Origin of the sequence: Saccharothrix variisporea, assembly GCF_003634995.1 — a bacterium.
GTDB lineage: Bacteria > Actinomycetota > Actinomycetes > Mycobacteriales > Pseudonocardiaceae > Actinosynnema > Actinosynnema variisporeum.
The window spans coordinates 6,704,591-6,727,186 of record NZ_RBXR01000001.1; the positions used below are offsets into that span (position 1 = coordinate 6,704,591).

Genomic DNA, 22,596 nt, shown 5'->3' on the forward strand with positions numbered 1-22,596 from the left:
CGTTTCCGCAACCAGCTTTTCCGGTTGCGGAAACGGGCCAAGGGTGGTTGCCTCCGGCAGGCCGTACGGGGGGAAGAAACCGACGCCCTTCCCACCCCCGGGGGCCTGCCCAGCGGCGAGCGCCGCTTTTGAGCTTTTGATCTTGAGAGCGCGAAGCGCTTCCCGAAGATCTTGAAGACCGTTTCAGACCGGGGTGGTGCGGTAGACAGCGTCAGCCACCTGCCAGAAGAGACCCTTCGGGTGGTCGCGGAACAGCGGTTCGGTGCCGAACAGGACCGCTGTTCCGCCCCGTTCCGACCGCCCCGACACCACCGCCGCCTGCCCCGCCGCCGAGTCCTGCCCGCCGGTGCCGTCCTCGCGCGGGATCCAGTGGCCCGCGACCAAGCCCGTGTAGCGCTGCTCGGCGGTCACCCCCGCGCCCAAGTCGGTGAACCAGTGCGGCGCGTAGACGAACGAGTGGCCGGGCGTGCCCGACGCGTCGACGACCGTCACCACGCCGTTGGCGTCTTCCTTGCCCGCAACGGCCTTCGCCGCCAGCACGCGCGCCTCGGCGTTGAACCTCGCCCCTGTCGCGCCCCGCGTCACCAACCCGCCCCGCGCCAGGAAGGCGTCCACCGAGGCACGGGCCGTGGGGTTGAGGAGGTCGTAGCGCAGACCCGACGACACGAACAACACATCCACTCGCGAGAGGTCGAAGCCGCCGTCCAGGACCGCGTTGGACACGGGACGCACGTCGAAACCCATGTCCCGCAGAGCCTTCAGCTCATCCGACGCGACAGCCGCCGCGACCACCGGACGGTGCAGCACGGTGCCGCCCGAGGTGCCCGTGGTGAAGCGGACCCCGTAGCGGTCGGAGACCTCGATGGCCTTCGCGCGGGCGGAGGCGGGGACGACGTACGTCCCGTCGTCCTGTCTGCGGACCGCCACGCCTCGGGCCAGCAGGTCGTTCAGGGCCGCCGCGTCCTTGCCGTCGGCCAACCTGAGCGCCAGGTCCTGATCAGGGGCGGCGTCCACCGAACCAGTGGGAGAGGCCGCGACGACATCCCGGCCGGGGACGTCCAGTCGCCCCGAGCGGACCACGTCGACCGACGCGCCCCACAGGAGGCGGTGGCTCCAGCCGGAGATGTCGTACATCACCGGCACGTCCCGGGACAGGTCGCGGCCCGCTTCCAACAGGACGTTGGCCAGGCCGCGCTTGGGCTGGTGCATGTCCACCACGTACGAGCCGGCCGGGTACGACCTCCCGCCCAGCACGAAGGGCCGGTCGGCTCGGGAGACCCGGACGTCGTTGGCGACCAGGTGGTCCACCAGCCGTGCGGCGGCGGGGCCGGAGCGTTGGGTGGTGCCCACGGGGATGACGTAGGCGCGGGGGAACTCGGTGGTGTAGCGGTCCTCCGGGCCGAAGCCGGGGACGTAACCGTCGGGGATCGGGCGCTGGGGTTCGCCGGCGTCGCCCCTGCGGAACATCTCGATCTGGTTGTCCACCAACGCACTCCGATGCTGTCGCACGTAGGTCAAGGCGGTGCGGATGGTCGCCTCGACCACGTCGGTGTTGATCCGGGACCGCCGGCGCAGCTCCTCCACCGGCAGCGTCGTGTAGTCGGCCCGGTTGACCCGCATGGGCACCTCGACCGTGTACGACACCGCGCCGTGGTACATCGAGTACTGCGCGGTGTAGATCGGCGCCCAACCGTCCCAGACGCCGGGTTCGTAGTCGCGGAACGGGATCTCCGGCTTGGCCGTCTCCGGGTGCCCGAGCGCCGCGACCGCCTGCTCCATGCGCAGACCGCCCTCGTAGCCGTGCCGGACGTAGAGGTCGAAGTCGTAGTTCTGGCCGTGTGGCGGGGTGGTGGGCTCGATGAGCGTGTTGGTGACGTACCCGTGCTCGTCGAGCATCATCAACGGCTGGACGCGCTTCACCACGTCCCGCATGGCGCGGGTCTCCGGCTGGGACGCCGTGACGAAGTCGCGGTTGAGGTCGAACCCGGCCGCGTTGACGCGCGTCCCGGCGACGCGGCCGTCCGGGTTCGCGGTGAGGTTGACGTAGACGCGGCTGCGGCGCAGCAGGTCCAGCTTCGCCGGGTCGGACGTGGTGGCCAGGTCCTCGACCACGCGCAAAGCGCCGTCCGTGCCCTCCCACTCGTCGCCGTGGATGTTCGCGTTGACCCACACCGGGGCCTTGTAGGCGTTGCGCAGCAGCGGATCGCGGCGCGCGCCCACCGGGTCGTCCTCGATCCGGGACCGCCACGCCTCCTGCCGCCGGGTCTCGCTGGGCGTCTCGGGCGCGGTCAGGGTCACCAGGTACAGGTCGCGGCCGGCGGTGGACTGGCCGATCACCTCGACCGACACGCGGTCGCTGCGCTTCTGGAGCTCGTTGAGCTTGGGCGCGAGCGAGTGGTAGGTGGCGAGGCCGAGCCTGGCCGAACGGTCGGCGGCGTCCTCGGGGTAGACGCGCAGCAGGGTCCGGCGCGGGTAGCCCTGCGCGGCCTCGGGGCGGTTGTCGCCGCGCGCGGCCGTGCGCAGGGGCGGGTCGGTGGCGGCGACCTCGTTGCGCTCGGGGCCGTTGCCGGGGTCCTCGGCGCGTCCGGCGGTGGGTTCGGCGTGTGCCGGTACGACAGCGGTCGTGATCAACAGCAAGGCGAGCAGGGTCGACCGCATTCGTGCGCCCTCCGTTCACCGGACCTCACATACTGTGACTAGTGGGTCCCGAGGGGCCGGGTCAACAGCTCAGGCGCTCAACCCGACCCGAGGCACACGAACGGCCGCCGGAAGGGGTCCGCTGCGACCGCCTCCGCCAGTGCGACGGCGGGGGAGCGGCCCGCCGCGAGGCTCCGGTGGAAGTCCGCCATCGCCTCGGCGGAGGGCTGGTCGCCGACCTTGCTCGACGCGGCGATCACCGTGCGCGCCCCGCCCGCGAGCAGTGCACCCGCGAAACCCAGCGGCTCGTCGCCGGGGCGCACGCGGTTGAGCGCCAGTTCGCACGCGGCCAGCACGACCTGGTGCGGCGGGCGGCGGACCTGGCCGACCTCGTGGGCGAACAGCGCGCCGTCGACCAGTTCCAGGCGGGAGAACAACGCGTTCTCCGGCTCGTGCTCGCCGTGCGCGGCGATGTGGGCGATCTCGACGCCGTCCAACGCCTCCAGCACGGTGCCGACGCGGGCGTCGCCGACGCCGAGCAGCTTCGCGTCCACGTGGTAGCCCGCGAGCCGGTCGATCTCGGCTTGCGCGGCCTGCAACCCGGGGCCGCGCACGAGCAGCACACCGGTCGCCTCCTCGCGCGCGCGGCGGGTGGTGCCCAGCCACGACGTCGCCGAGGGCGCGGCCACCACCGGCCGGCCCGCACACGTCGGCAGCACGCCCCACGGCACGACGTGCAGCGCGCCGGTCGGGACGATCACCAGTTCGCGGTCGCCGAGCACGCCCGCCAGGGGGCGCAGCAGCATCCGGTCGAGGTTCTCGGCCTCGCGGCGGGCGGACGCGCCGATGACCTCGCGCAGCGGTGCCGGCAGGTGGTCGGGGGCCAGGGCGTTGAGGTCGGCGTGCAGGCGGCGCGCGGACTCGGTGGCCAGTGCCGCCGGGCCCAGCCGCACCATCCGCACCCGGCCGCCCACCAGGGCCAGCGCGATCAGGTCGTCGCCCGAGGACGCGAAGCTCACCATCGCGCGGCCGTCCAGGCACGCCATCACCTCGGCCGGCGTCGCGACCGGGCGCGGGGTGCCCCACGGGCTCGCGCTCCAGCCCAGGCGCATCGCCGCGCGCTGGCTCGCGGCCAGCCGGGTTTCGAGCGCGGCCGTGGGTGCGCCGTCCAGCCGGGCCAGCAGCAGGGACCGGCTCAGCCGCCGCACCTCCGTGATGCGCTCGCCCAGCTCGGAGTCCAAAGTGGACTCGACGGGGTCGTAGCGGTACATCTGCGCGCGGGTGCGCTCCAGCCACGTGAACAGGCGCTTGGCGTTGGCCGACGAGTCGCCGCCCTCCAGCACCAGCCGCACGGCCAGTTCGCCCAGCTCACGGCCGTGCAGGGCCGCGCCGGAGACCAGTTCGAGCCCGCCGAGCTTGTCCCGCAGCTGGCCCAGTTCCGCGAGCCCGGCCTTGGCCTGGGCGAGCGCGACCCGCCGGTTCCCGCGCGCGAGCGCGATCTCCGCCCGGCACAGCCGCAGCACCATCCGGTGGTCGATCGGCTCGATCCGCCGCGACTTGGGCACGCTGCGCAGCAGCTGCTCGGCCCGCGCCGGGTCACCGCGGCGGACCTCCAGGCGGGCCGCGAGGATCTGGGCGAACGCGGCCTGGTCGAACAGCCCGCGCGCGGCGAGCTCGGTCGCCAGCTCCATCGCCCGTGCGACCACCTTCTCCGAGGGCCGCCGCGACTCGAGCGCTTTGGTGGCGTCCACCCGCAGGGCGATCAACGCGGCCACGGCCGCCCACCCGGGACTGCCCCGCCGCACGAGCCGGCGCTGCGCGGAGTTCGCCATCCGCTTGGCCAGGGTGAGGTCACCGTCCACCAGGGCGGCGGCAGCCCGGTACAGCTCGGCCTCGGCGACGTCCTGGCCGACCTTCTGCTTGCGCAGGTCCGGCAGCACCTCGTCCAGCAGCCGACCGGCTTCGTCGGCGAGCCCGACGCTGATCAACGCCTCGGACTGGTCGATGCGCAGGCGCAGCAGGAGCCCCGGTTCGAGGTCCTGGAAGACCCGGTTGGCCTCGGCGTAGCGGCGCAGGGCGCCCGGGAGGTCCCCGGCGCGGCGCAGCACGTTGCCCAGCGCGTGCGTGGAGATGCCGACGCGCAGCGGGAGGTCGTACTGCTTGGACAGCTCGACGACCCGGTCCAGGTCGCGGATCGCCGCGGCCGGCTGGTCGATCTCGCCGTAGGCCATGCCCCGGTTGTGCAGCGTGTTGACCAGCAGCGGGACGATCGACACGTCACCGTCGGCCAGCCGGCGCTCGTGGTGGGCGACGTCGAGGTCGACGTAGGTGATGCCCTCCTCGATCCGGCCGACCCGGAACAGCAGCAACGCGTGCGTGCCGTTGAGCATGCTGGTCAGCTCGGCCCGCAGCGGGCCGTCCGGGATGCCGGGCAGTTCCGCGCGGACCACGTCCAGCAGCCGCAGGCCGTCGTCCACGCTGCCGGTCTCGGCCAGGTTGAAGGACATGGTGAACAGGACGCGGGCGCGGACCTCCAGCCGCTCCACCGGGTCCACGCCGGGCACGTCGAGCAGGTCCAACGCCCGCCGCAGGTGCCCGAGCGCCTTGACCGGCCGGGCGGCGAGGCCCGCCGCCTTGCCCAGGAGTTGCTGTTCCCGCGCCCGGGCCACCGCTTCGACGGGGTCCGGTCCTCGCCGACCACCACGCGGTGAGGCGGGGTTCGGCGAGGCGGGCACGTTCATATGAGAGCACAACCGACTGCGCGACACTGCCCACCGGTCGGCTGCTTGTCCGTCGGTGGGCAGTGGTTCGAGCCGGGCGTGCCGGTCACTTGGTCGTGGTCGGCACCGCGTAGCTGGTGTAGGGGCCGCCCTCGGGCCCGACCGGCTGGGGTTGCGGCTCCGGCTGCGGCTCGGGCTCGGCCGGGTCCTCGGCGGGCGCGTCGACCGGCTGGCTGTAGCTGGTGTACGGGCCGCCCTCGGGGTCGGAGCCGCCGCCGGCCCGGTGCTTGCCCTTGTCGGCCCCGGCCTTCTCGCCCTTCTTGGCCTTGCCGGCGGGCTTGGTCTTCGGCGTGGTGGCGGTGAGCGTCACGGCCTGCTCGTCGGCCAGTTCCGCGCCCTCGACCTCGGCCACGCGCTTGCGGTTGGTTCCGGCGGTCATGGTGTTGTCCTCCCCTACAACGGGCCCCTGATTCGGGGGAAGTCCAGTGGGTTTTCGATCATTTCGGCGGCCCCCCGCCGACCGAACGGCTCAAGCCTGACACAGATGGACGCACCTGTGCGGTGGAAATTCACGCTGAGCAATCGCATCCCGTCGGGTGGGACGCTCTGACCAGCACGAAGGAGGCGTTTCGACGGGCGTTACCACTCGAACGGGGTAACGTGTTGACACAGAGATGGTGTGCCCGGACCCGCAATAAGAGGACATTCCCGCCGATCGGCCACGTGGAATAGCCACCGTCGGCACCCCTCTCGTCACGGATCGCCACCGCATTCACGGGGCTCGCCCTAAGAGACCGGCGGACGGGCCCCTGGATACGTGTTCCGGCGTGCTCATGATCACGTTCACAGAACTGATGCGTTCCGCAGGACGCACGAAGGCCCGGCCACCGGGACGGCGGCCGGGCCTTCGGGGGACTTGCTTACGAGCAGCGGGCGATGATCAGGTCGCGGACCTTCTTCGCGTCCGCCTGCCCCTTGGTCGCCTTCATGACCGCGCCGACGATCGCGCCGGCCGCCGCCACCTTGCCGTCGCGGATCTTCGCCGCCACGTCCGGCTGCGCCGCCAAGGCCTCGTCCACGGCCTTCTCCAGCGCCGAGTCGTCGGAGACCACCTTCAGCCCGCGGGCTTCGATGACCGCCTCCGGCTCACCCTCGCCGGCCAGCACGCCGGTGACGACCTCGCGGGCGAGCTTGTTGGTCAGCTCGCCGGCGTTCACCAGGGCCACGACCCGGGCGATCTGCGCGGGCGTGATGCCCAGCTCGCCCAGCTCCACCCCGCGGGCGTTGGCCTCCTTGGTCAGGTAGGCCACCCACCACGACCGGGCCTCGGCAGGCGTCGCGCCCGCGTCCACCGTCGCCGCCACCAGGTCCACCGCACCGGCGTTGACCAGGTCGCGCAGCTCGGCGTCGGTCAGGCTCCACTCGGTCTGGATGCGCTTGCGGCGCTCCCAAGGCAGCTCCGGCAGCGTGCCGCGCAGCTCCTCGACCCACTCGCGGGACGGGGCGATCGGCACCAGGTCGGGCTCCGGGAAGTACCGGTAGTCCTCGGCGGTCTCCTTGGTGCGACCGGAGGAGGTGCTGCCGGTCGACTCGTCGAAGTGCCGGGTCTCCTGGGTGACCTTGCCGCCGTTCACCAGCACCGCGGCCTGCCGCGTCATCTCGAACCGCACCGCCCGCTCGACGCTGCGCAGCGAGTTGACGTTCTTGGTCTCGGTGCGGGTGCCGAACTCGGTGGTGCCCTTCGGCATCAGCGACACGTTCGCGTCGCAGCGCAGCGAACCCTGGTCCATGCGCACGTCGGAGACGTCCAGCGCCTTCAGCAGGTCCCGCAGCGCGGTGACGTAGGCGCGGGCCACCTCGGGCGCGCGCTCGCCGGTGCCCGTGATCGGCCTGGTGACGATCTCGATCAGCGGCACGCCCGCCCGGTTGTAGTCCAGCAGCGAGTGCTCGGCACCGTGGATGCGGCCGGTCGCGCCACCCACGTGCAGCGACTTGCCGGTGTCCTCCTCCATGTGCGCGCGCTCGATCTCCACGCGCACGACCTCGCCGTCGTCCAGCGTCACGTCGAGCCAGCCGTTGAAGGCGATCGGCTCGTCGTACTGCGAGGTCTGGAAGTTCTTCGGCATGTCCGGGTAGAAGTAGTTCTTCCGCGCGAACCGGCACCACTCGGCGATCTCGCAGTTGAGCGCGAGGCCGATGCGGATGGCCGACTCGACCGCCTTGCCGTTGACCACCGGCAGCGACCCGGGCAGGCCCAGGCACGTCGGGCAGACGTGCGTGTTGGGCTCGCCGCCGAACAGGTTGGCGCAGCCGCAGAACATCTTCGTGTTGGTGTGCAGCTCGACGTGCACTTCCAGGCCGAGCACCGGGTCGAAGCGCTCGACGACCTCGGCGTAGTCCATCAGCTCGTCCACCGACGTCATCGGTCGCCGCCCTCCCGCATGCCGCGCACGGCCAGCGCCGCGCCGGTGATCGCCACCAGGATGCTCGCCACCGCGTTGACCAGCGCGAGCTTGTCGTTCTTGCCCCGCGCGGACTTCAGCGTCGAGAACGCGCTGGTCGCCGCGCTCGCCGCACCGAGGAGCGCGAACGCGCCGCGTGCCTTCTTCACCGCGCCACCGCCAGTTCCGGGACGTCGAGGTAGACCGTGCCGCGCGCCGCCTCGTAGGCCGCCGCCACCCGGTACATCCGGTGGTCCTGCAACGCCGGGGCCATGATCTGCAGGCCCACCGGCAGGCCGTCCTCGTCGGACAGTCCACTCGGGACGGACATGGCGGGCGTGCCGGCGAGGTTCGCCGGGATCGTGCAGAGGTCCGCCTTGTACATCGCCATCGGGTCGTTCGCGCGCTCGCCGATGCGGAACGCCGTGGTCGGCGTGGTCGGGGAGACCAGCACGTCCACGTTCGCGAACGCCTGCTCGAAGTCGCGGGTGATCAGCGTCCGCACCTTCTGCGCCGAGCCGTAGTAGGCGTCGTAGTAGCCCGACGACAGCGCGTAGGTGCCGATCATGATCCGCCGCTTGACCTCCGGGCCGAAGCCGGCCTCGCGGGTCAGCGACATGACCTCCTCGGCGCTGCGCGTCGAGTCGTCGCCCACCCGCAGGCCGTAGCGCATGGCGTCGAACCGGGCCAGGTTCGAGGACGCCTCGCTGGGCGCGATCAGGTAGTAGGCGGGCAGCGCGTAGTCGAAGCTCGGGCACGAGACCTCGATGATCTCCGCGCCCAGCTGCTTGAGCTGCGCCACCGCGGCCTCGAACGACCGCAGCACGCCCGGCTGGTAGCCGTCACCGCTGAACTGCGTCACCACGCCGACCTTCACACCGGTCAGGTCACCGTTCGCACCCTCGCGGGCGGCGGCGACCACCGGCGGCACCGGGGCGTTGATGGAGGTCGAGTCCAGCGGGTCGTGACCGGCGATGACCTCGTGCAGCAGGGCCGCGTCCAGCACCGTCCGGGCGCACGGGCCGCCCTGGTCCAGCGAGCTGGAGAACGCGACCAGGCCGTAGCGGGACACGCCGCCGTAGGTCGGCTTCACGCCGACCGTGCCGGTGACCGCGCCGGGCTGGCGGATCGAGCCGCCGGTGTCGGTGCCGATCGCCAGCGGCGCCTGGAACGCCGCGAGGCTCGCCGACGAGCCGCCGCCCGAGCCGCCCGGGATGCGGTCCAGGTCCCACGGGTTGCGGGTCGGGCCGTAGGCGGAGTTCTCGGTGGAGGAGCCCATCGCGAACTCGTCCATGTTGGTCTTGCCGAGGATGACGACGCCGGCCTCGCGCAGGCGGCGGGTGACCGTGGCGTCGTAGGGCGGGACCCAGCCTTCGAGGATCTTCGAGCCGCACGTGGTCGGCACGCCCTCGGTGGCGAAGACGTCCTTGAGCGCCAGCGGCACACCCGCCAGCGGGCTCACCGGGGCGTGCCCGGCGGCCAGGTCGTCGTCCACCTTCTTGGCGGCGGCCAGCGCGCCCTCGGTGTCGACGTGCAGGAACGCGTTCACCGCGCCGTCGACCTCGGCGATCCGGTCCAGGTGCGCCTGCGCGACCTCGACGGCCGAGACCTCGCGGCTCGCGATCTTCGCCGCCAGCTCGGCGGCGGTGCTGCGGATCAGGCTCATGCTTCTTCCCCAAGGATGCGCGGCACGCGGAAGCGGCCGTCCTCGGCGGCGGGGGCGCCCGCGAGCGCCTGCTGCTGACCGAGGCTGGGACGCACCACGTCCTCGCGGAACACGTTGGTCAGCGGAACGGCGTGCGAAGTGGGCGGGATGTCCGCGGTGGCGATGTCGCCCACCGTGGCCACCGACTGCAGGATCACGTCCAACTGGCCGGCGAACAGGTCAAGCTCGTCGTCGGTGACGGCGAGCCTGGCCAGGCGGGCCAGGTGCGCGACCTCGTCGCGGGAGATGCTGGGCACCTCGTCAACCCCCGTGGGTCGGTTTCTCTCGGATTGGACCCGACGAGTCTATTGGCTGGTCAGGCCCGGCTCCGACCGGGTTGCGGGAGGGGCGGGCGCGGGGGCGGGGGATTTTACCGCTGTGCAACGCGGCTGGTGGGTCGGAAAGCGAAGCTGCGTCTGCGAGAATCATCGGCCGGACAGTCGTCGAACACCAGCCCATGGAGGCGTTGCACCGTGTCCTTCCTGCTCCGGGTCCAGCTCCCGGACCGTCCCGGCACCCTGGGCGCGGTCGCCTCCGCGCTCGGCGAGATCGGGGCCGACATCCTCAGCGTGGACGTGGTGGAGCGCGGTTCCGGCGTGGCCATCGACGACCTGGTGGTGGAGCTGCCGTCCGGCCGGCTGCCGGACACGCTCATCACCGCCGCGGAGTCCATCGAGGGCGTCGAGGTGGACGCGGTGCGGCCGTACGCGGGCGTCCTGGACACCCACCGCGAGCTGGAGCTGGTCGAGGAGGTCGCCGAGGAACCGGCGAGGGGCCTGGAGATCTTCACCGAGGGCGTCCCCAAGATCATCCGCGCGGGCTGGGCGGTGGTGCTGGGCTACGACGGCGCCGGCGTCCACCGCCAGACCGCCTCGGCGGCCGCCCCGGAAACCCGCATGCAGAACCCGCCGTGGATGCCCCTGGCGCGGGCGACGGTGCTCGACGGCGAGGAGCCGTGGGTCCCGGAGACGTGGCGCGAACTGGGCACGGAGCTGGCCGCGACTCCACTGGGCAAGCCGGACCGGGTGCTGTTGGTCGGGCGTCCGGGTGGCCCGATGTTCCGGGCGGCGGAGGTCGCGCGGCTGGCGCACCTGGCGGGGATCGTCGCAGTCGTCCTGCCCGACTAGGCCAATGGCTAGCGGACGGCGTTGGTGCGCAGGGTGCGTTGGGCGTAGGTGACCAGTTCGGCGTTGTCGCTGGTCCGGCGGCCGTCCGGGTTGAGGAGGGTGTCCTCCAGACCGATGCGGGTGTCCAGTTCCAGGCGGGCGGCGTGGTCGAGGATGGGCCAGGCGCTGTCGTCCTCGCCGTGCAGCAGGATCGGTGTGCCGAGCGGTTCGAGGATGGTCAGCAGCGCTTCCGCGTGCTCGATCGTCTCGCCGGGCTGGACCTCGGCCAGGATGCGGCGGGTGCCGGCGGGCACGCCCTCGGCGGCCAGGGTGCGGGCCGCCTCGGTGTGGAAGATGCCCAGCTCGATGCCGATGCCCGCGTCCTGGAGGGCGCGGACCACCTCGCGCCAGCCGTCCTCGTGGACGTTCACCGAGGCGACGTCCGGGCGTCCGGCGGCCAGGCCCGCCCAGCCGCGCACGAGTTCCGCGCGGCGCACCGGGTCGGGCTGGATCCAGGCGGCGGTCGTGACGCCCAGCTCGGCGTGCGGGACGGCGGCCCGGACCACCGCCACCGTCGTCGCGACCTCGGGACCGGCGATGACCTCCAGGCCGACGACGTCCCGCGGGTGCAGGTGGAAGTGCGTGACGCCGAGCTCGGCCAGCGCGGCGGCGTCGGCGGCGAGCTGCTGCGGGGTGACCGGCAGCGCCGGGTGACTGCCGGGTTCGCGGGCACCGTTGAGGCAGGCCTGGAGCACGGACCAAGCCTGTCACGCCCGGCGCGGCACGGCGAGTCGCACACCCGGACGGCCGCGCACCTCCCGGGTCGGTTCGGCCAGGACCGGCGCCGGCGCGACTGGGGTCGGCTCGGGGCGGTCAGGTCAGTTCGAGGCTGAACCCGTAGGCGATGAGGTGCACCCCCGGCACGGGGTTCCAGTCCCGCTCGGGGAACCGCTGGAACCCCAGCCGCTGGTAGAGCCGGTGCGCGGTGGTCATGTGCTCGCCGCTGCTCATCACCACTCGCGTGGCCCCGACCTCCCGAGCCCGCGCCACCACGGCCAGCACCAACGCCTCACCGACCCCACGCCCCCGCGCGTCCGGGTGCACGGCCAGCATCCGGAACTCCAGCTCGCCCGCCCGGCTGACCTCGGCGTACGGCGTGCCGGGGTGGGCGATCGTCACCGTGCCCAGCATGGTGTCCTCGGTGTCCACGGCGACCAGCAACTCGGCGTCCCTCGCCCGGGCCCGGGTGTCGGCCAACTGGTCCGCGTACCCACCGGTCCGGCTCTCGATGTACTGGTCGGCGTGGTAAGCCGCCACCGTGATCGCACCGGCCGCGTCCCACTCGTCCTCCCTCGCGGGCCTCACCACCACATCGGCCATCTGCTTCCCCTCCCGCTCTGGTCGGTGTCCAGGCAACCCTGCGGGCGGGGTTCGATCAAGACGCGACCGTGAGCGACCCGCACATCTGCGGGCCTAGGCGCACCCGCGGATCCCGACCGGCGGCGCGCCGCTGCCAGGCGGCCGGGGATCGGGCGTCAGCTCGGGCACGCGCGGGAGGCGGGTCGCCAGGACGACGTCGAACCGCGGCTCCCGAGCGACCCCGGCACCCCGACTCGCGGCCGCCGCCACCACGAGCGCCATCCGCGGCCATGGGGTGATCAGGTGACCGAACCGCCGATCTTCCCGGCCTGCACCACGACCCCGCCCTGTCGCTGACCACGTCGTGCGCGTCCACGGGCGGTCCTCTCCTCATCACCGAGCGTACCGAGAGCTAGCATCCGGGGATGTTGAGCGGTGCGATCCAACTCCCCGACGGCGCCTGGATCCGGGGCCGCGGGCTGCGCCAACCCGCGCCCGACGACACACCCGCGTTCGGGCTGTACCTGGGGACGTCCCGGCGCGAGATGCCCTGGCCGCACGAGTGGGTCGACTGGCCGGACTTCCGACTGCCCCGGTCCCCGGAACGCGCCGTCGAACAGATCCGCGCCCTGCACGCCCGCGCGCTCGCCGGTGAGGACGTCGAGGTCGCGTGCGGGGGCGGGGTCGGTCGGACGGGGACGGTCGTCGCTTGTCTCGCGGTGCTGGCGGGGGTGCCGGCGGGGGAGGCGGTGGCGTGGACGCGGGCGCACTACCGGAAGCGGGCCGTGGAGACGCCGTGGCAGAAGCGCTGGGTGACCCGTTTCCCGCACTGAGACGACCTGACCGTCAGCGCTGACGGAGCCGAGCGATCCCCCCTTCCCACGGCAACTCGTCCTCGAAGTCGCACGCCGCGACGGCCGGGTGCCCCCGGTCCCAGAAAGCCCGCATGATCGCGGAAGCGAGTTCGACCATGGCGCCGGGGTCCTCGTCGCCGTCTCCGCCGAGTTCGACCCAGACCGGCCACAGGATGAAGTCGTCGTCCGGGTCCTGGTACTGCGCGATCGACTGCCCTTCGTGCCACCGATCGGCAACCGGGCCCTGGGCGTCGGTGTTCTGCCGCACCTCGACGGGGATTCCGGCGAACGCCCCGTGGCGCACCCGGTCGGAGCGCTGGGGTTCGAGGACCACGCCGAGCCCCGACAGCACCTCGGCTGTCCGGGCGACGTCGAGGTCCTTGACCGACACTCGGCAGAAGTCGTACGTCACCGCGGCACCTCGATGTAGGGCGGGTTGTCGAAGGGACCCCCGACGCGGATGACCGACAGGTCGACTTCCATGCCCAGTTCGGCCTCCAGCGATCCGCGCAGCCCCCTCAACCCGGCCTCCCCCACGTGGATCTTCCCCGTCTTGATGGCGTGCAGCATCGTCCTCTCCTTCGCACTGCCCGGATTCGGCGTCCCGAACCGCAGGGCGATCAGCTCGTCGAACCGTTCGGGGCTGACCCGGATGGCGAAGTCGATGTCGCTGGTCGGTTTCGCCGTTCCAGCGGCCCGCGACCCCTGTACGTAATCCCCCACCACATCTTCGCCGACAACGCCCAGCCCAGCGCGTAGCCGGGTGCCCGCCGCCGAGAACGCCTCCGCCGTGAGGCCCTGGGGGACGGAGCCGACGGCGGAACGCCCCGCCGCGAGCACGGCCTCGCCGATCTGGGCCGCCCGCGACTGGGCGACGATCTCCACCTCGGCGAGCGTCGTCTCCACGCTCGACGCCATGCGGGCGCCGTTTGACGCCGCGGCGTCGATCACTCGATCAGGCCAACCTCGTCGTCACGCTTCGGCGGCGGCCTCCTCGACGGTCGCTACCGCGCGGGCGGCGTCCGGGCCGTCTGTCAGCAGGGTGCGGAAGCCGGCTTCGTCCAGGACCGGGACCTTGAGCTGCACGGCCTTGTCCGCCTTCGAACCGGGGGACTCGCCGACCACCACGAACGCCGTCTTCTTCGACACCGAGCCCGCCGCCTTGCCGCCCCGCGACAGGATCGCCTCCTTCGCCTCGTCGCGCGAGAACCCCTCCAGCGAACCCGTCACCACGATCGACAGGCCCTCCAGGTTCCGGGGGATCGAGTCGTCGCGTTCCTCGGCCATGCGGACCCCGGACTCGGCCCACTTGCGCACGATCTCCTGCCGCCACGGGGTCTCGACCCACTCCCGGACGGCGGTCGCGATGGTGGGGCCGACGCCCTCGGCCGCCGCCAGTTCCTCCTCGGTCGCGGACTTGATGCGGTCGATCGAGCCGAACTCCTGGGCCAGGGCACGGGCGGCGGTCGGGCCCACGTGCCGGATCGACAGCGCGACCAGAACCCTCCACAGTGGACGTTCCTTGGCCGCCTCCAGGTTCTCCAGGAGCTTCACGGCGTTGGCGCTCAGCTCACCGGACATGGTCCGGAACAGCTCGACGGACGCGAGCGCGGAGGGTGTCAGCGAGAACAGGTCGCCCTCGTCGTCGTAGACGTCGGAGTCGACCAGCGCCGCCGCGCCCTCGAAGCCGAGCACCTCGATGTCCAGCGCCGCCCGGGACGCCAGGTAGGCCAGGCGTTCCTTGAGCTGCGCCGGGCACGTCGCCGCGTTCGGGCACCGGATGTCGACGTCGCCCTCCTTCATCGGCCGCAGGACCGTGCCGCACGACGGGCAGGACGCGGGCATCTCGAACTCGCGCGCGTCGGCCGGTCGGGCGTCGATCACGGGACCGAGGACTTCGGGGATCACGTCGCCGGCCTTGCGGATCACGATGCGGTCGCCGATCAGGACGCCCTTGCGCTTGACCTCGCTGGCGTTGTGCAGCGTGGCGCGCGCGACCGTGGAACCGGCCACCTTCACCGGTTCCATCACCGCGAACGGTGTCACGCGGCCTGTTCGCCCGACCTGCACCTTGATGTCCAGCAGGGTGGTGGTGGCTTCCTCGGGCGGGTACTTGAACGCGATCGCCCACCGCGGCGCGCGCGATGTGGAGCCGAGGCGGCGTTGCAGGGCCACCTCGTCCACCTTCACGACCACGCCGTCGATCTCGTGGACGGCGTCGTGCCGGTGTGTGCCCCAGTACTCGACGTGGGCCCGCATCTCCTCGAACGACGTGAGCACGCGGGTGTGCGAGGACACCGGCAGGCCCCACGCCCGCAGCGCCTCGTACGCCTCCGACTGCCGGGTCAGCTCGAAACCCTCGCGCTTGCCCAGCCCGTGGCAGATCATCCGCAGCCGCCGGGACGCCGTGACCTTCGGGTCCTTCTGCCGCAACGACCCCGCCGCCGTGTTGCGCGGGTTCGCGAACGGTGTCTTCCCCGCCTCCACCAGCCGCGCGTTGAGCTCCAGGAAGTCCTCCACCGCGAAGAACACCTCGCCGCGCACCTCGACCAGCGCCGGCACCGGGTACTCGTCGGTCCCGGTCAGCACCTCGGGCACGTTCTCCAGCGTGCGCACGTTCAGCGTGACGTCCTCGCCCGTCCGCCCGTCGCCCCGGGTCAGCCCCCGCACCAGCCGCCCGTTCTCGTACAGCAGGTTGACGGCCAGCCCGTCGATCTTCAGCTCGCACAGGTAGTGCGCGCCCGACCCGACCTCCTTCTCCACCCGCTCGCACCACGCCCGCAGCTCGTCGGCCGAGAACACGTTGTCCAGGCTGAGCATCCGCTCCAGGTGGTCGACCGCCCGGAACTCGGTGGAGAACGTGCCGCCGACCAGCTGGGTGGGCGAGTCCGGTGTGGCCAGACCGGGGTGCTCCGCCTCCAGTGCCTCCAGCTCGCGCAGCAACGCGTCGAACTCGCCGTCACTGATCGTGGGCGAGTCGAGGACGTAGTACCGGAACTGGTGGCCCCGGACCTCCTCCGCGAGCGCGGCGTGGCGCTCCCGCGCGGGGGCGGGCACGTCCTCCACACCCTCGGCGGTGCCGGTCTGGTCGAGCTGGTCGCTGGTCACGGGTGGATGTTAACCAGCGGGTACGACAATTTCAGTCCACGAGCGACCGGACGAGTTCGCGGAGTTCCAACAACCCGATCGTGCCCGCCGGCTCGGCGGTGGCGGTCTCGACGCGGCCCAGCCGTTCGCCGGCCAACCGCTCACCCAGGGTCACGTCGAGGGACAGGAACGTCATGGTCCGCCGCTGCTCGTCCGACAGCGCCGCGAACTCCGGGTGGTAGACGGCCACGTCCACCAGGCCCTCGCCGACCTGCGCCACCACCCGCACGTCCGCCAGCGGCACCTTCCGGGCGCCCAGGTTGACCGTCACCTCGGTCGGGTCGGGCACGGGCGGCACCGAGTCGTGGAACTCCCAGATCATGTCGTCCGGCGGCGCGGCGGCCTTCCACGCGTCGGTGTAGGGGCGCAGCCGCGGGTCCTCCTGGCCGCTGATGACCAGCGAGTAGATCGCCTGCTGCCCGCGGTCCAGGGAGAAGTGCAGGTCCGGGTGGACGGCGGCGACCAGCTCGCACAGCTCGTTCTCCAGCCGGTGCGGTTCACGCTCGCCCAGGGCCGCGTTGACCTCCGGCAGCAGCTCGAACCAGCGCCGCCAGAACTCCGCCGCCGCTTCCTCAGGGTTGGGCAGGTGGCGGGGCTGCGGCGGGGGCTCGGGGCTGCGTCGACGGAACCAGCTCATGCACCCATTGAACTACGCCGGACGGCCACGGCGAGGAGTTCCGCGGCAGGTCCCACCAGCCTGCGCCCGGCCGGCCACACCGCGCGCAGCACCCGCCGCAGGTCCAAGCCCTCCACCGGCACCTCCACCAAGCGGCCGTCCGCGAGATCCAGAGCCACAGCAAGCACGCTCAGAACCGCAGGGGCCACGCCTGCGACGACCGCCCCGCGCACGGCCGTCGTCGAGCCCAGCTCCAGAGCGGGCGGGCACGCGTCCGGGAGTGCCCGGTCGAGGGTGTCGCGGGTGCCGGAGCCGCGTTCCCGCATCACCAACGGGGTCGCGGCCAGGTCGCGGACGGTGGGGCGGCGGCGGGTCCAGCGGTGGCCGGGTGGGACGACCACGGCGAGCCGGTCCACGGCGACCTTGCGCGTGGACAGCCCCTCCAGCGGACCCGGCTTCTCCACGAACCCCAGGTCGACCGCCCCCTCGCGGACCAGCCGGCCGACCGTCTCCGAGTTGGTCACGCGCAGGCCCACGTGCAGCTCGGGACGGGTGCGGCGCAGCTCGCCGATCCACCCCGGCGCCAGGTGCTCGGCCACGGTCATGCTCGCCGCCACGCGCAGCTCGGCCTGCTGCGCCGACCGCAGCGCGCGGGCGCTCTCGGTCAGCCGGTCCAGCTCGTCCAGCACGACCCGGGCGCGTTCGGTGACGACCACGCCCGCCGGCGTCAGCGCCGAGCCCCGGCGGCCCCGGTCCACCAGCGCCAGGCCCAGCCCGCGTTCCAGCGTGGCGAGGCGCTTGCTCGCCGAGGGCTGCGCGATCCCCAGTTCCCGCGCCGCCCGCCCGAGGCTGCCCAGCTCCCCGACCAGCACCAACAGCCGCAGCGATTCCAGGTCGGTCATAGCCACAGGGTATGACCCCATCGCGACTTGCCGCCTACCGCGAGCCCGCGAGCACACCCACCCTCGTAGTCGTGCTGATCTGCGCGTTGGTGTTGGGGGTCGTCCTGGGTGGGCACCTGCCGCCGCTCGCCGCCGTGACCCGGCGGCTGCTGCGGGCCGGTGTCGTCCTCCTGGGCTTGCAGTTGTCGCTGCCGCAACTGGTCGACCTGGGGCCGGGGGTCCTGCTGGCGGCCGTGCTCACGGTCGCCGTGACCTTCACGGGCACGCTGTGGCTGGGCAAGCGTTTGCGCGTACCCAAGGAACTCACCGTGCTGATGGCCAGCGGGTTCTCCATCTGCGGCGCGTCGGCGATCGCGGCCGTGGCGGCGGAGGAGGACGAGGACCACGTGGCCACCAGCGTCGCCCTGGTGACGTTGTTCGGGACGCTGACCATGATCGCCCTGCCACTGCTGGGCGCGTCCCCGGAGTGGATCGGGTTGAGCGTGCACGAGGTGGCGCAGGTCGCGGTGGCCGCGCCCGCCGCCGGGGCCGCGACCGCGATGGCGGTGAAGCTGAGCCGGGTGGCGCTGCTCGCCCCCGTCGCCGCGCTGGCCGGGCGGCGGCGGGACACCCCGCTGCTCCCGTTGTTCCTGGTCGGGTTCCTGGCGATGGTGGTCGTGCGGTCGACCGGGTTCGTGCCCGAGGACGTGCTCAGCGTGACGAAAACGACGACCACCGTGCTCTTCGCGGCGGCCATGTTCGGGTTGGGAACGGCGGTCCGGCCGCGGCGACTGCTCGCGACCGGACCGCGGGCGATGCTGCTCGGGTTGTTGGCGACGCTCTTGGTGTGCTCGGTGGGCTACCTGTCGCTCTTGGTGGTGTGAGCCCTCAGCAGGTCCGCGTTCAACCGCGCAATGGTGGTCAACGGGATGCCTTTAGGGCACACCGATGTGCACGCACCGGTGTTGGTGCACCCACCGAACCCCAAGGCGTCGTGCTCGGCGACCATGTTCCGCGCCCGCTGGTACCGCTCAGGCTGCCCCTGCGGCAGCACGCCCAGGTGGGTGGCCTTCGCCGCGGTGAACAGCATCGCCGACCCGTTCGGGCACGCCGCCACGCACGCCCCGCAGCCGATGCACGCCGCCGCCTCGAACGCCGTGTCCGCGTCCGGCTTGGGCACGGGCAGGGCGTGGGCGTCGGGGGCACTGCCGGTGGGCACGCTGACGTACCCGCCGGCCGCGATGATCCGGTCGAACGCCGACCGGTCCACCACCAGGTCCCGCACCACCGGGAACGGGTCCGCGCGCCACGGCTCCACCGTGAGCACGTCGCCGTCCTTGAAGTGCCGCAAGTGCAGTTGGCACGCCGTGGTCGCCTTCTGCGGCCCGTGCGCCACGCCGTTGATCATCACGCCACACATGCCGCAGATGCCCTCACGGCAGTCGTGGTCGAACGCCACCGGTTCCTCGCCGGCGAGGATGAGTTTCTCGTTTAGGACGTCCAACGCCTCCAGGAACGACATGTCCGGCGAAAGGTCGTCCATGACGTACTCCGCGAGCCGCCCCGACGAGCCGTGCTGCCGCCAGATCCGCAGGGTCAGTTTCACGCGTAGCTCCGGGTCGTCGGCTGGACGTGCTCGAACACCAGCTCTTCCTTGTGCAGCACGGGCTTGTCGCCGGTGAACTCCCACGCGGCCACGTAGGAGAAGCGGGCGTCGTCGCGCAACGCCTCGCCGTCCGGCGTCTGGCTCTCGGACCGGAAGTGCCCGCCGCACGACTCCTCGCGGTGCAGGGCGTCCACGCACATCAGCTCGGCCAGCTCGAAGAAGTCCGCCACCCGGCCCGCCTTCTCCAGCTGCTGGTTCAGCTCCGCGCCCGACCCCGGCACCTTCACCCGCTGCCAGAACTCCTCACGCAGCTCCGGGATGCGGTTCAGCGCCTTGCGCAGCCCGGCTTCGTTGCGTTCCATGCCGCACTCGTCCCACATCAGCCGACCCAGCTCGCGGTGGAACGACTCGACGGTCCGGTCCCCGTCCACCGCCAGCAGGGTCTTGATCCGCCCGCGGACCTCGGACACCGTGTCGGCCACGGCGGGGTGCTCGTCGGACACCGGCTCGAAGGGCGCGTCCGCCAGGTAGTCGCCGATCACGCCGGGCAGCACGAAGTAGCCGTCCGCCAGGCCCTGCATCAACGCGCTCGCGCCCAGCCGGTTCGCGCCGTGGTCGGAGAAGTTCGCCTCGCCGATCACGTAGAGCCCGGGGATGTTCGAGCGCAGGTCGTAGTCCACCCACAGTCCACCCATCGTGTAGTGGACAGCCGGGTAGATGCGCATCGGCACCTTGTACGGGTCGTCGCCCGTGATGCGCTGGTACATCTCGAAGAGGTTCCCGTAGCGCTCTTCCACCGCAAGGGGACCGAGGCGCTTCAAGGCGTCCGCGAAGTCCAAGTAGACACCGCGCTTCTCGTCGGAGATGTTCTTCGCCGCCCGGGACGCGATGTCCCGCGGCACCAGGTTGCCGAAGCTCGGGTACATGCGCTCCAGGAAGTAGTCGCGCTCCGATTCGGGGATGTCGTTCGGCGGACGTGGGTCCTGCGGGTTCTTGGGCACCCACACGCGCCCGTCGTTGCGGAGGGATTCACTCATCAGGGTGAGCTTCGACTGGTGGTCGCCGCTGATCGGGATGCACGTGGGGTGGATCTGCGTGAAGCACGGGTTGGCGAACAACGCGCCCCGCCGGTGCGCCCGCCAGATCGCCGTGGTGTTGCACCCCTTGGCGTTGGTGGACAGGTGGAACACGTTGCCGTAGCCGCCGGTGGCCAGCACGACCGCGTCGGCGAGGTGCGTGGAGATCTCGCCGGTGACCAGGTCGCGGACCACGATCCCGCGCGCCCGGCCCTCGACCACGACCAGGTCCAGCATCTCGTGCCGGGTGTGCATCTCCACCCGACCGGCGTTGACCTGGCGTTCCAGTGCCTGGTAGGCGCCCAGGAGGAGTTGCTGCCCGGTCTGGCCGCGCGCGTAGAAAGTGCGGGAAACCTGCGCTCCGCCGAAGGACCTGGTGTCCAGCAGGCCGCCGTACTCACGCGCGAACGGCACACCCTGCGCCACGCACTGGTCGATGATCTCCACGGAGATCTGCGCCAGCCGGTGCACGTTCGACTCGCGGGAGCGAAAGTCGCCGCCCTTCACGGTGTCGTAGAAGAGGCGGTGCACGGAGTCGCCGTCGTTGCGGTAGTTCTTGGCCGCGTTGATCCCGCCCTGCGCGGCGATGCTGTGCGCGCGGCGCGGGCTGTCCTGGTAGCAGAAGGACTTCACGTTGTAGCCCAGCTCGCCCAGCGTCGCGGCGGCCGAACCCCCGGCCAGGCCGGTGCCCACGACGATGACCGTGCGGTTGCGGCGGTTGGCCGGGTTGACCAGGCGCGCGGAGAACCGGCGGCGGTCCCAGCGGGTCTCGATCGGGCCGTCCGGGACGCGGTGGTCGGCGATCGGCGGGCCCTCGGTGTAGAAGCTCATGTCAGCTCACCAATCCGGTGAAGACGGCGAAGGGGACGGAGAGGAAGCCGGCGCAGATCACGACGGCAACGGCGAGCCCGATGGTCCGCGAGGTGACCACGCCCAGCGTGCGGGTCGCGCTCCACACGCCGTGGCGCAGGTGGAACCCGAGCGCGACGACCGCGACCGTGTAGACCAGCACCACGTACCAGTGCTGGAAGTCGGCGACGACGTTCGCGTGGATCTCGCCGTGCACGCCGTGCGGGTTGGCCACGCCGACGGTCAGGTCGAGCAGGTGGTAGACCACGAACAGCCCGATGATCACCCCGCCCCACCGCATGGTGCGGGCGGCGTAGGAGCCCTGCACGGGCCGTCGGTGCTCGTAGCGGCCACGGGCCTTGCGGGCCTTGGCGGTGAGTTGGTAGGCGGCGACGAAGTGCAGCGCCACCGCGATGAGCAGGCCGAACCGGGTCGGCCACACGACGTTGACGTCCCGCAGGAACTTGCCGTACGCGTCCAGCGCACCCGGACCGGTGAAGATCAACAGGTTGCCGAGCATGTGCACGACGACGTACAGGAACAGCACCGCGCCGGTGACCGCCATGACGGCCTTCTTGCCGATCGTGCTGCGGTAGAGCCGGATCGTGTCCACGCCGACGACGCTAGGAACCGGCGTGACGAGTCGTCCAATACATCGTGAGCTGCCTGAGGATAGCCTGGGGCTATGACGCTCCAGCAGCTCGTGTACTTCCTGGCAGTGGCCCGGACGCGGCACTTCACGCGGGCCGCCGAGGAGGTGCGTGTGGCGCAGCCCTCACTGTCCAAGCAGATCCACGCGCTGGAGAAGGAACTCGGCGCGGAACTGTTCAGCCGGGCGCGCGGCAACATCACGCTGACGCCCGCCGGCGAGGCCCTGCTGCCGGTGGCCAGCCGGATCCTGTCCGATGTGGACACCGCCCGGCTGGAGGTCGCGGAGCTGGTGGGGTTGCGGCGTGGCCGGGTGCGGGTGGGCGCGACGCCGAGCCTGTGCGGCAGCATCTTCGCCGACGTCATCAAGCGGTACCACGACGCTTATCCGGGCATCCACGTGTCCGTGACCGAGGGCGGGTCGCGGGACCTCGTGCAGGCGCTGGAGGCGGGTTCGCTGGACTTGGCGCTGGTCATCGTGTCACCGGTGGACGCGGACCGGGCGCTGACGGTGGACCCGGTGCTGCGCGAGGAGCTGGTGGTCGCCTCCGCCGAGCCGCTGGGCGTCGAGCGCATGGCGTTGCTGGACCTGAGGAACCACCCGCTGGTCATGTTCCGCCCCGGCTACGACCTGCGCGAGACCACGCTGGCGGCCTGCCGGGGAGCGGGGTTCGAGCCCACGTTCGCCGTGGAAGGCGGCGAGATGGACGCGGTGCTGCGGTTCGTGGAGGTCGGTCTGGGTGTGGCCATCGTGCCCAGCACGGTCCTGGCCACCCGCGCGCTGCACGCAACGCCTTTGACGCCCGGCACCTCGCGCACGGTCGGCTTGGCGCACCGGACGGACGTCGCCCCCACTTCGGCCGCGCGGGCGTTCCGGAACGTCCTGATGAGCTACCTGCGCGGCGCGGAAATGCCTGCCGGGGTTCACCTGGTCGGCGAGTAGGGTCCCGC

The 22,596-nt window shown here is 72.0% G+C and carries 21 protein-coding genes; 4 read left to right on the forward strand and 17 right to left on the reverse strand.

The features are described 5' to 3' along the window. Nucleotides 1–183: 183 nt before the first annotated feature. The 7 genes from DFJ66_RS30525 to gatC all read right to left on the reverse strand — a co-directional run bounded on the left by DFJ66_RS30525 (nt 184) and on the right by gatC (nt 9,760). A complete protein-coding gene (locus DFJ66_RS30525) occupies nt 184–2,658 on the reverse strand; it encodes a M14 family zinc carboxypeptidase (RefSeq protein WP_121226233.1) in 2,475 nt (824 codons plus the stop codon). 77 nt (nt 2,659–2,735) lie between these two features. Then, a complete protein-coding gene (locus tag DFJ66_RS30530; RefSeq protein WP_121226235.1) occupies nt 2,736–5,378 on the reverse strand; it encodes a CHAT domain-containing protein in 2,643 nt (880 codons plus the stop codon). An 85-nt stretch (nt 5,379–5,463) separates the two neighbouring features. Further along, nucleotides 5,464–5,796: a hypothetical protein gene (locus DFJ66_RS30535; protein ID WP_121226237.1), complete on the reverse strand. Its 333-nt coding sequence runs from the start codon at nt 5,794–5,796 to the stop codon at nt 5,464–5,466. A gap of 481 nt (nt 5,797–6,277) precedes the next feature. After that, nucleotides 6,278–7,780, reverse strand: coding sequence for an Asp-tRNA(Asn)/Glu-tRNA(Gln) amidotransferase subunit GatB (gene gatB, locus DFJ66_RS30540; RefSeq protein WP_121226239.1), 1,503 nt, complete (start codon nt 7,778–7,780; stop codon nt 6,278–6,280). Beyond that, the gene (locus tag DFJ66_RS30545; protein WP_121226241.1) at nt 7,777–7,968 is read right to left on the reverse strand and encodes a hypothetical protein; all 192 of its coding nucleotides are present in this window, start codon (nt 7,966–7,968) and stop codon (nt 7,777–7,779) included. The genes gatB and DFJ66_RS30545 overlap by 4 nt, the downstream gene beginning before the upstream one ends. After that, on the reverse strand, nt 7,965–9,464 hold the full coding sequence (gene gatA, locus DFJ66_RS30550; protein WP_121226243.1) for an Asp-tRNA(Asn)/Glu-tRNA(Gln) amidotransferase subunit GatA: 1,500 nt from the start codon (nt 9,462–9,464) through the stop codon (nt 7,965–7,967). The genes DFJ66_RS30545 and gatA overlap by 4 nt, the downstream gene beginning before the upstream one ends. Next, the gene (gene gatC, locus DFJ66_RS30555; protein WP_015104569.1) at nt 9,461–9,760 is read right to left on the reverse strand and encodes an Asp-tRNA(Asn)/Glu-tRNA(Gln) amidotransferase subunit GatC; all 300 of its coding nucleotides are present in this window, start codon (nt 9,758–9,760) and stop codon (nt 9,461–9,463) included. Before gatC ends, gatA begins: the two co-directional genes overlap by 4 nt. A 216-nt stretch (nt 9,761–9,976) precedes the next feature. Here gatC and DFJ66_RS30560 point away from each other — a divergent pair, with 216 nt between their 5' ends. After that, nucleotides 9,977–10,630: an ACT domain-containing protein gene (locus tag DFJ66_RS30560; RefSeq protein WP_121226245.1), complete on the forward strand. Its 654-nt coding sequence runs from the start codon at nt 9,977–9,979 to the stop codon at nt 10,628–10,630. A gap of 8 nt (nt 10,631–10,638) precedes the next feature. Here the strand turns inward: DFJ66_RS30560 and DFJ66_RS30565 are convergent, their stop codons facing one another. Next, a complete protein-coding gene (locus tag DFJ66_RS30565; protein WP_121226247.1) occupies nt 10,639–11,364 on the reverse strand; it encodes a 3-keto-5-aminohexanoate cleavage protein in 726 nt (241 codons plus the stop codon). Nucleotides 11,365–11,482: 118 nt separating this feature from the next. Then, nucleotides 11,483–11,989: a GNAT family N-acetyltransferase gene (locus DFJ66_RS30570; RefSeq protein WP_121226249.1), complete on the reverse strand. Its 507-nt coding sequence runs from the start codon at nt 11,987–11,989 to the stop codon at nt 11,483–11,485. A gap of 404 nt (nt 11,990–12,393) precedes the next feature. Here DFJ66_RS30570 and DFJ66_RS30575 point away from each other — a divergent pair, with 404 nt between their 5' ends. Then, the gene (locus DFJ66_RS30575) at nt 12,394–12,801 is read left to right on the forward strand and encodes a protein-tyrosine phosphatase family protein (protein ID WP_121226251.1); all 408 of its coding nucleotides are present in this window, start codon (nt 12,394–12,396) and stop codon (nt 12,799–12,801) included. A 13-nt stretch (nt 12,802–12,814) separates the two neighbouring features. Here DFJ66_RS30575 and DFJ66_RS30580 read toward each other — a convergent pair whose 3' ends face one another. The 5 genes from DFJ66_RS30580 to DFJ66_RS30600 are packed head-to-tail and all read right to left on the reverse strand — an operon-like array spanning nt 12,815 to nt 17,487. Further along, nucleotides 12,815–13,234 (reverse strand): hypothetical protein, encoded by a 420-nt coding sequence (locus DFJ66_RS30580; protein ID WP_121226253.1) that lies wholly within the window; start codon nt 13,232–13,234, stop codon nt 12,815–12,817. After that, the gene (locus tag DFJ66_RS30585) at nt 13,231–13,740 is read right to left on the reverse strand and encodes a nucleotidyltransferase domain-containing protein (protein ID WP_121231969.1); all 510 of its coding nucleotides are present in this window, start codon (nt 13,738–13,740) and stop codon (nt 13,231–13,233) included. The genes DFJ66_RS30580 and DFJ66_RS30585 overlap by 4 nt, the downstream gene beginning before the upstream one ends. Before the next feature lie 54 nt (nt 13,741–13,794). Then, nucleotides 13,795–15,930 carry an NAD-dependent DNA ligase LigA gene (ligA, locus tag DFJ66_RS30590; protein WP_121226255.1) on the reverse strand — a complete coding sequence of 712 codons (2,136 nt, stop codon included), beginning with the start codon at nt 15,928–15,930 and terminating at the stop codon, nt 13,795–13,797. Nucleotides 15,931–15,961: 31 nt separating this feature from the next. Further along, nucleotides 15,962–16,606, reverse strand: a complete 645-nt coding sequence (locus tag DFJ66_RS30595; protein ID WP_121226257.1) for a hypothetical protein — start codon at nt 16,604–16,606, stop codon at nt 15,962–15,964. Continuing rightward, on the reverse strand, nt 16,603–17,487 hold the full coding sequence (locus DFJ66_RS30600; protein ID WP_121226259.1) for a LysR family transcriptional regulator: 885 nt from the start codon (nt 17,485–17,487) through the stop codon (nt 16,603–16,605). The genes DFJ66_RS30595 and DFJ66_RS30600 overlap by 4 nt, the downstream gene beginning before the upstream one ends. 11 nt (nt 17,488–17,498) lie before the next feature. Between DFJ66_RS30600 and DFJ66_RS30605 the strand changes: the two genes are divergently transcribed. After that, nucleotides 17,499–18,350, forward strand: coding sequence for a YeiH family protein (locus DFJ66_RS30605; RefSeq protein WP_121226261.1), 852 nt, complete (start codon nt 17,499–17,501; stop codon nt 18,348–18,350). Here DFJ66_RS30605 and DFJ66_RS30610 read toward each other — a convergent pair. Genes DFJ66_RS30610 through DFJ66_RS30620 form a run of 3 tightly spaced genes read right to left on the reverse strand, consistent with a single transcriptional unit; the run spans nt 18,326 to nt 21,610 of the window. After that, complete coding sequence (locus DFJ66_RS30610) at nt 18,326–19,072, reverse strand: succinate dehydrogenase/fumarate reductase iron-sulfur subunit (protein ID WP_121226263.1); 747 nt, start codon at nt 19,070–19,072, stop codon at nt 18,326–18,328. The genes DFJ66_RS30605 and DFJ66_RS30610 overlap by 25 nt on opposite strands. Then, complete coding sequence (locus tag DFJ66_RS30615) at nt 19,069–20,979, reverse strand: fumarate reductase/succinate dehydrogenase flavoprotein subunit (protein WP_121226265.1); 1,911 nt, start codon at nt 20,977–20,979, stop codon at nt 19,069–19,071. Before DFJ66_RS30615 ends, DFJ66_RS30610 begins: the two co-directional genes overlap by 4 nt. Before the next feature lies 1 nt (nt 20,980). After that, nucleotides 20,981–21,610 (reverse strand): succinate dehydrogenase cytochrome b subunit, encoded by a 630-nt coding sequence (locus DFJ66_RS30620; RefSeq protein WP_246029963.1) that lies wholly within the window; start codon nt 21,608–21,610, stop codon nt 20,981–20,983. Nucleotides 21,611–21,682: 72 nt separating this feature from the next. On the opposite strand from DFJ66_RS30620, the gene DFJ66_RS30625 reads away from it, so the two are divergent. Next, nucleotides 21,683–22,588 carry a LysR family transcriptional regulator gene (locus DFJ66_RS30625; RefSeq protein ID WP_121226269.1) on the forward strand — a complete coding sequence of 302 codons (906 nt, stop codon included), beginning with the start codon at nt 21,683–21,685 and terminating at the stop codon, nt 22,586–22,588. Nucleotides 22,589–22,596 lie beyond the last annotated feature (8 nt).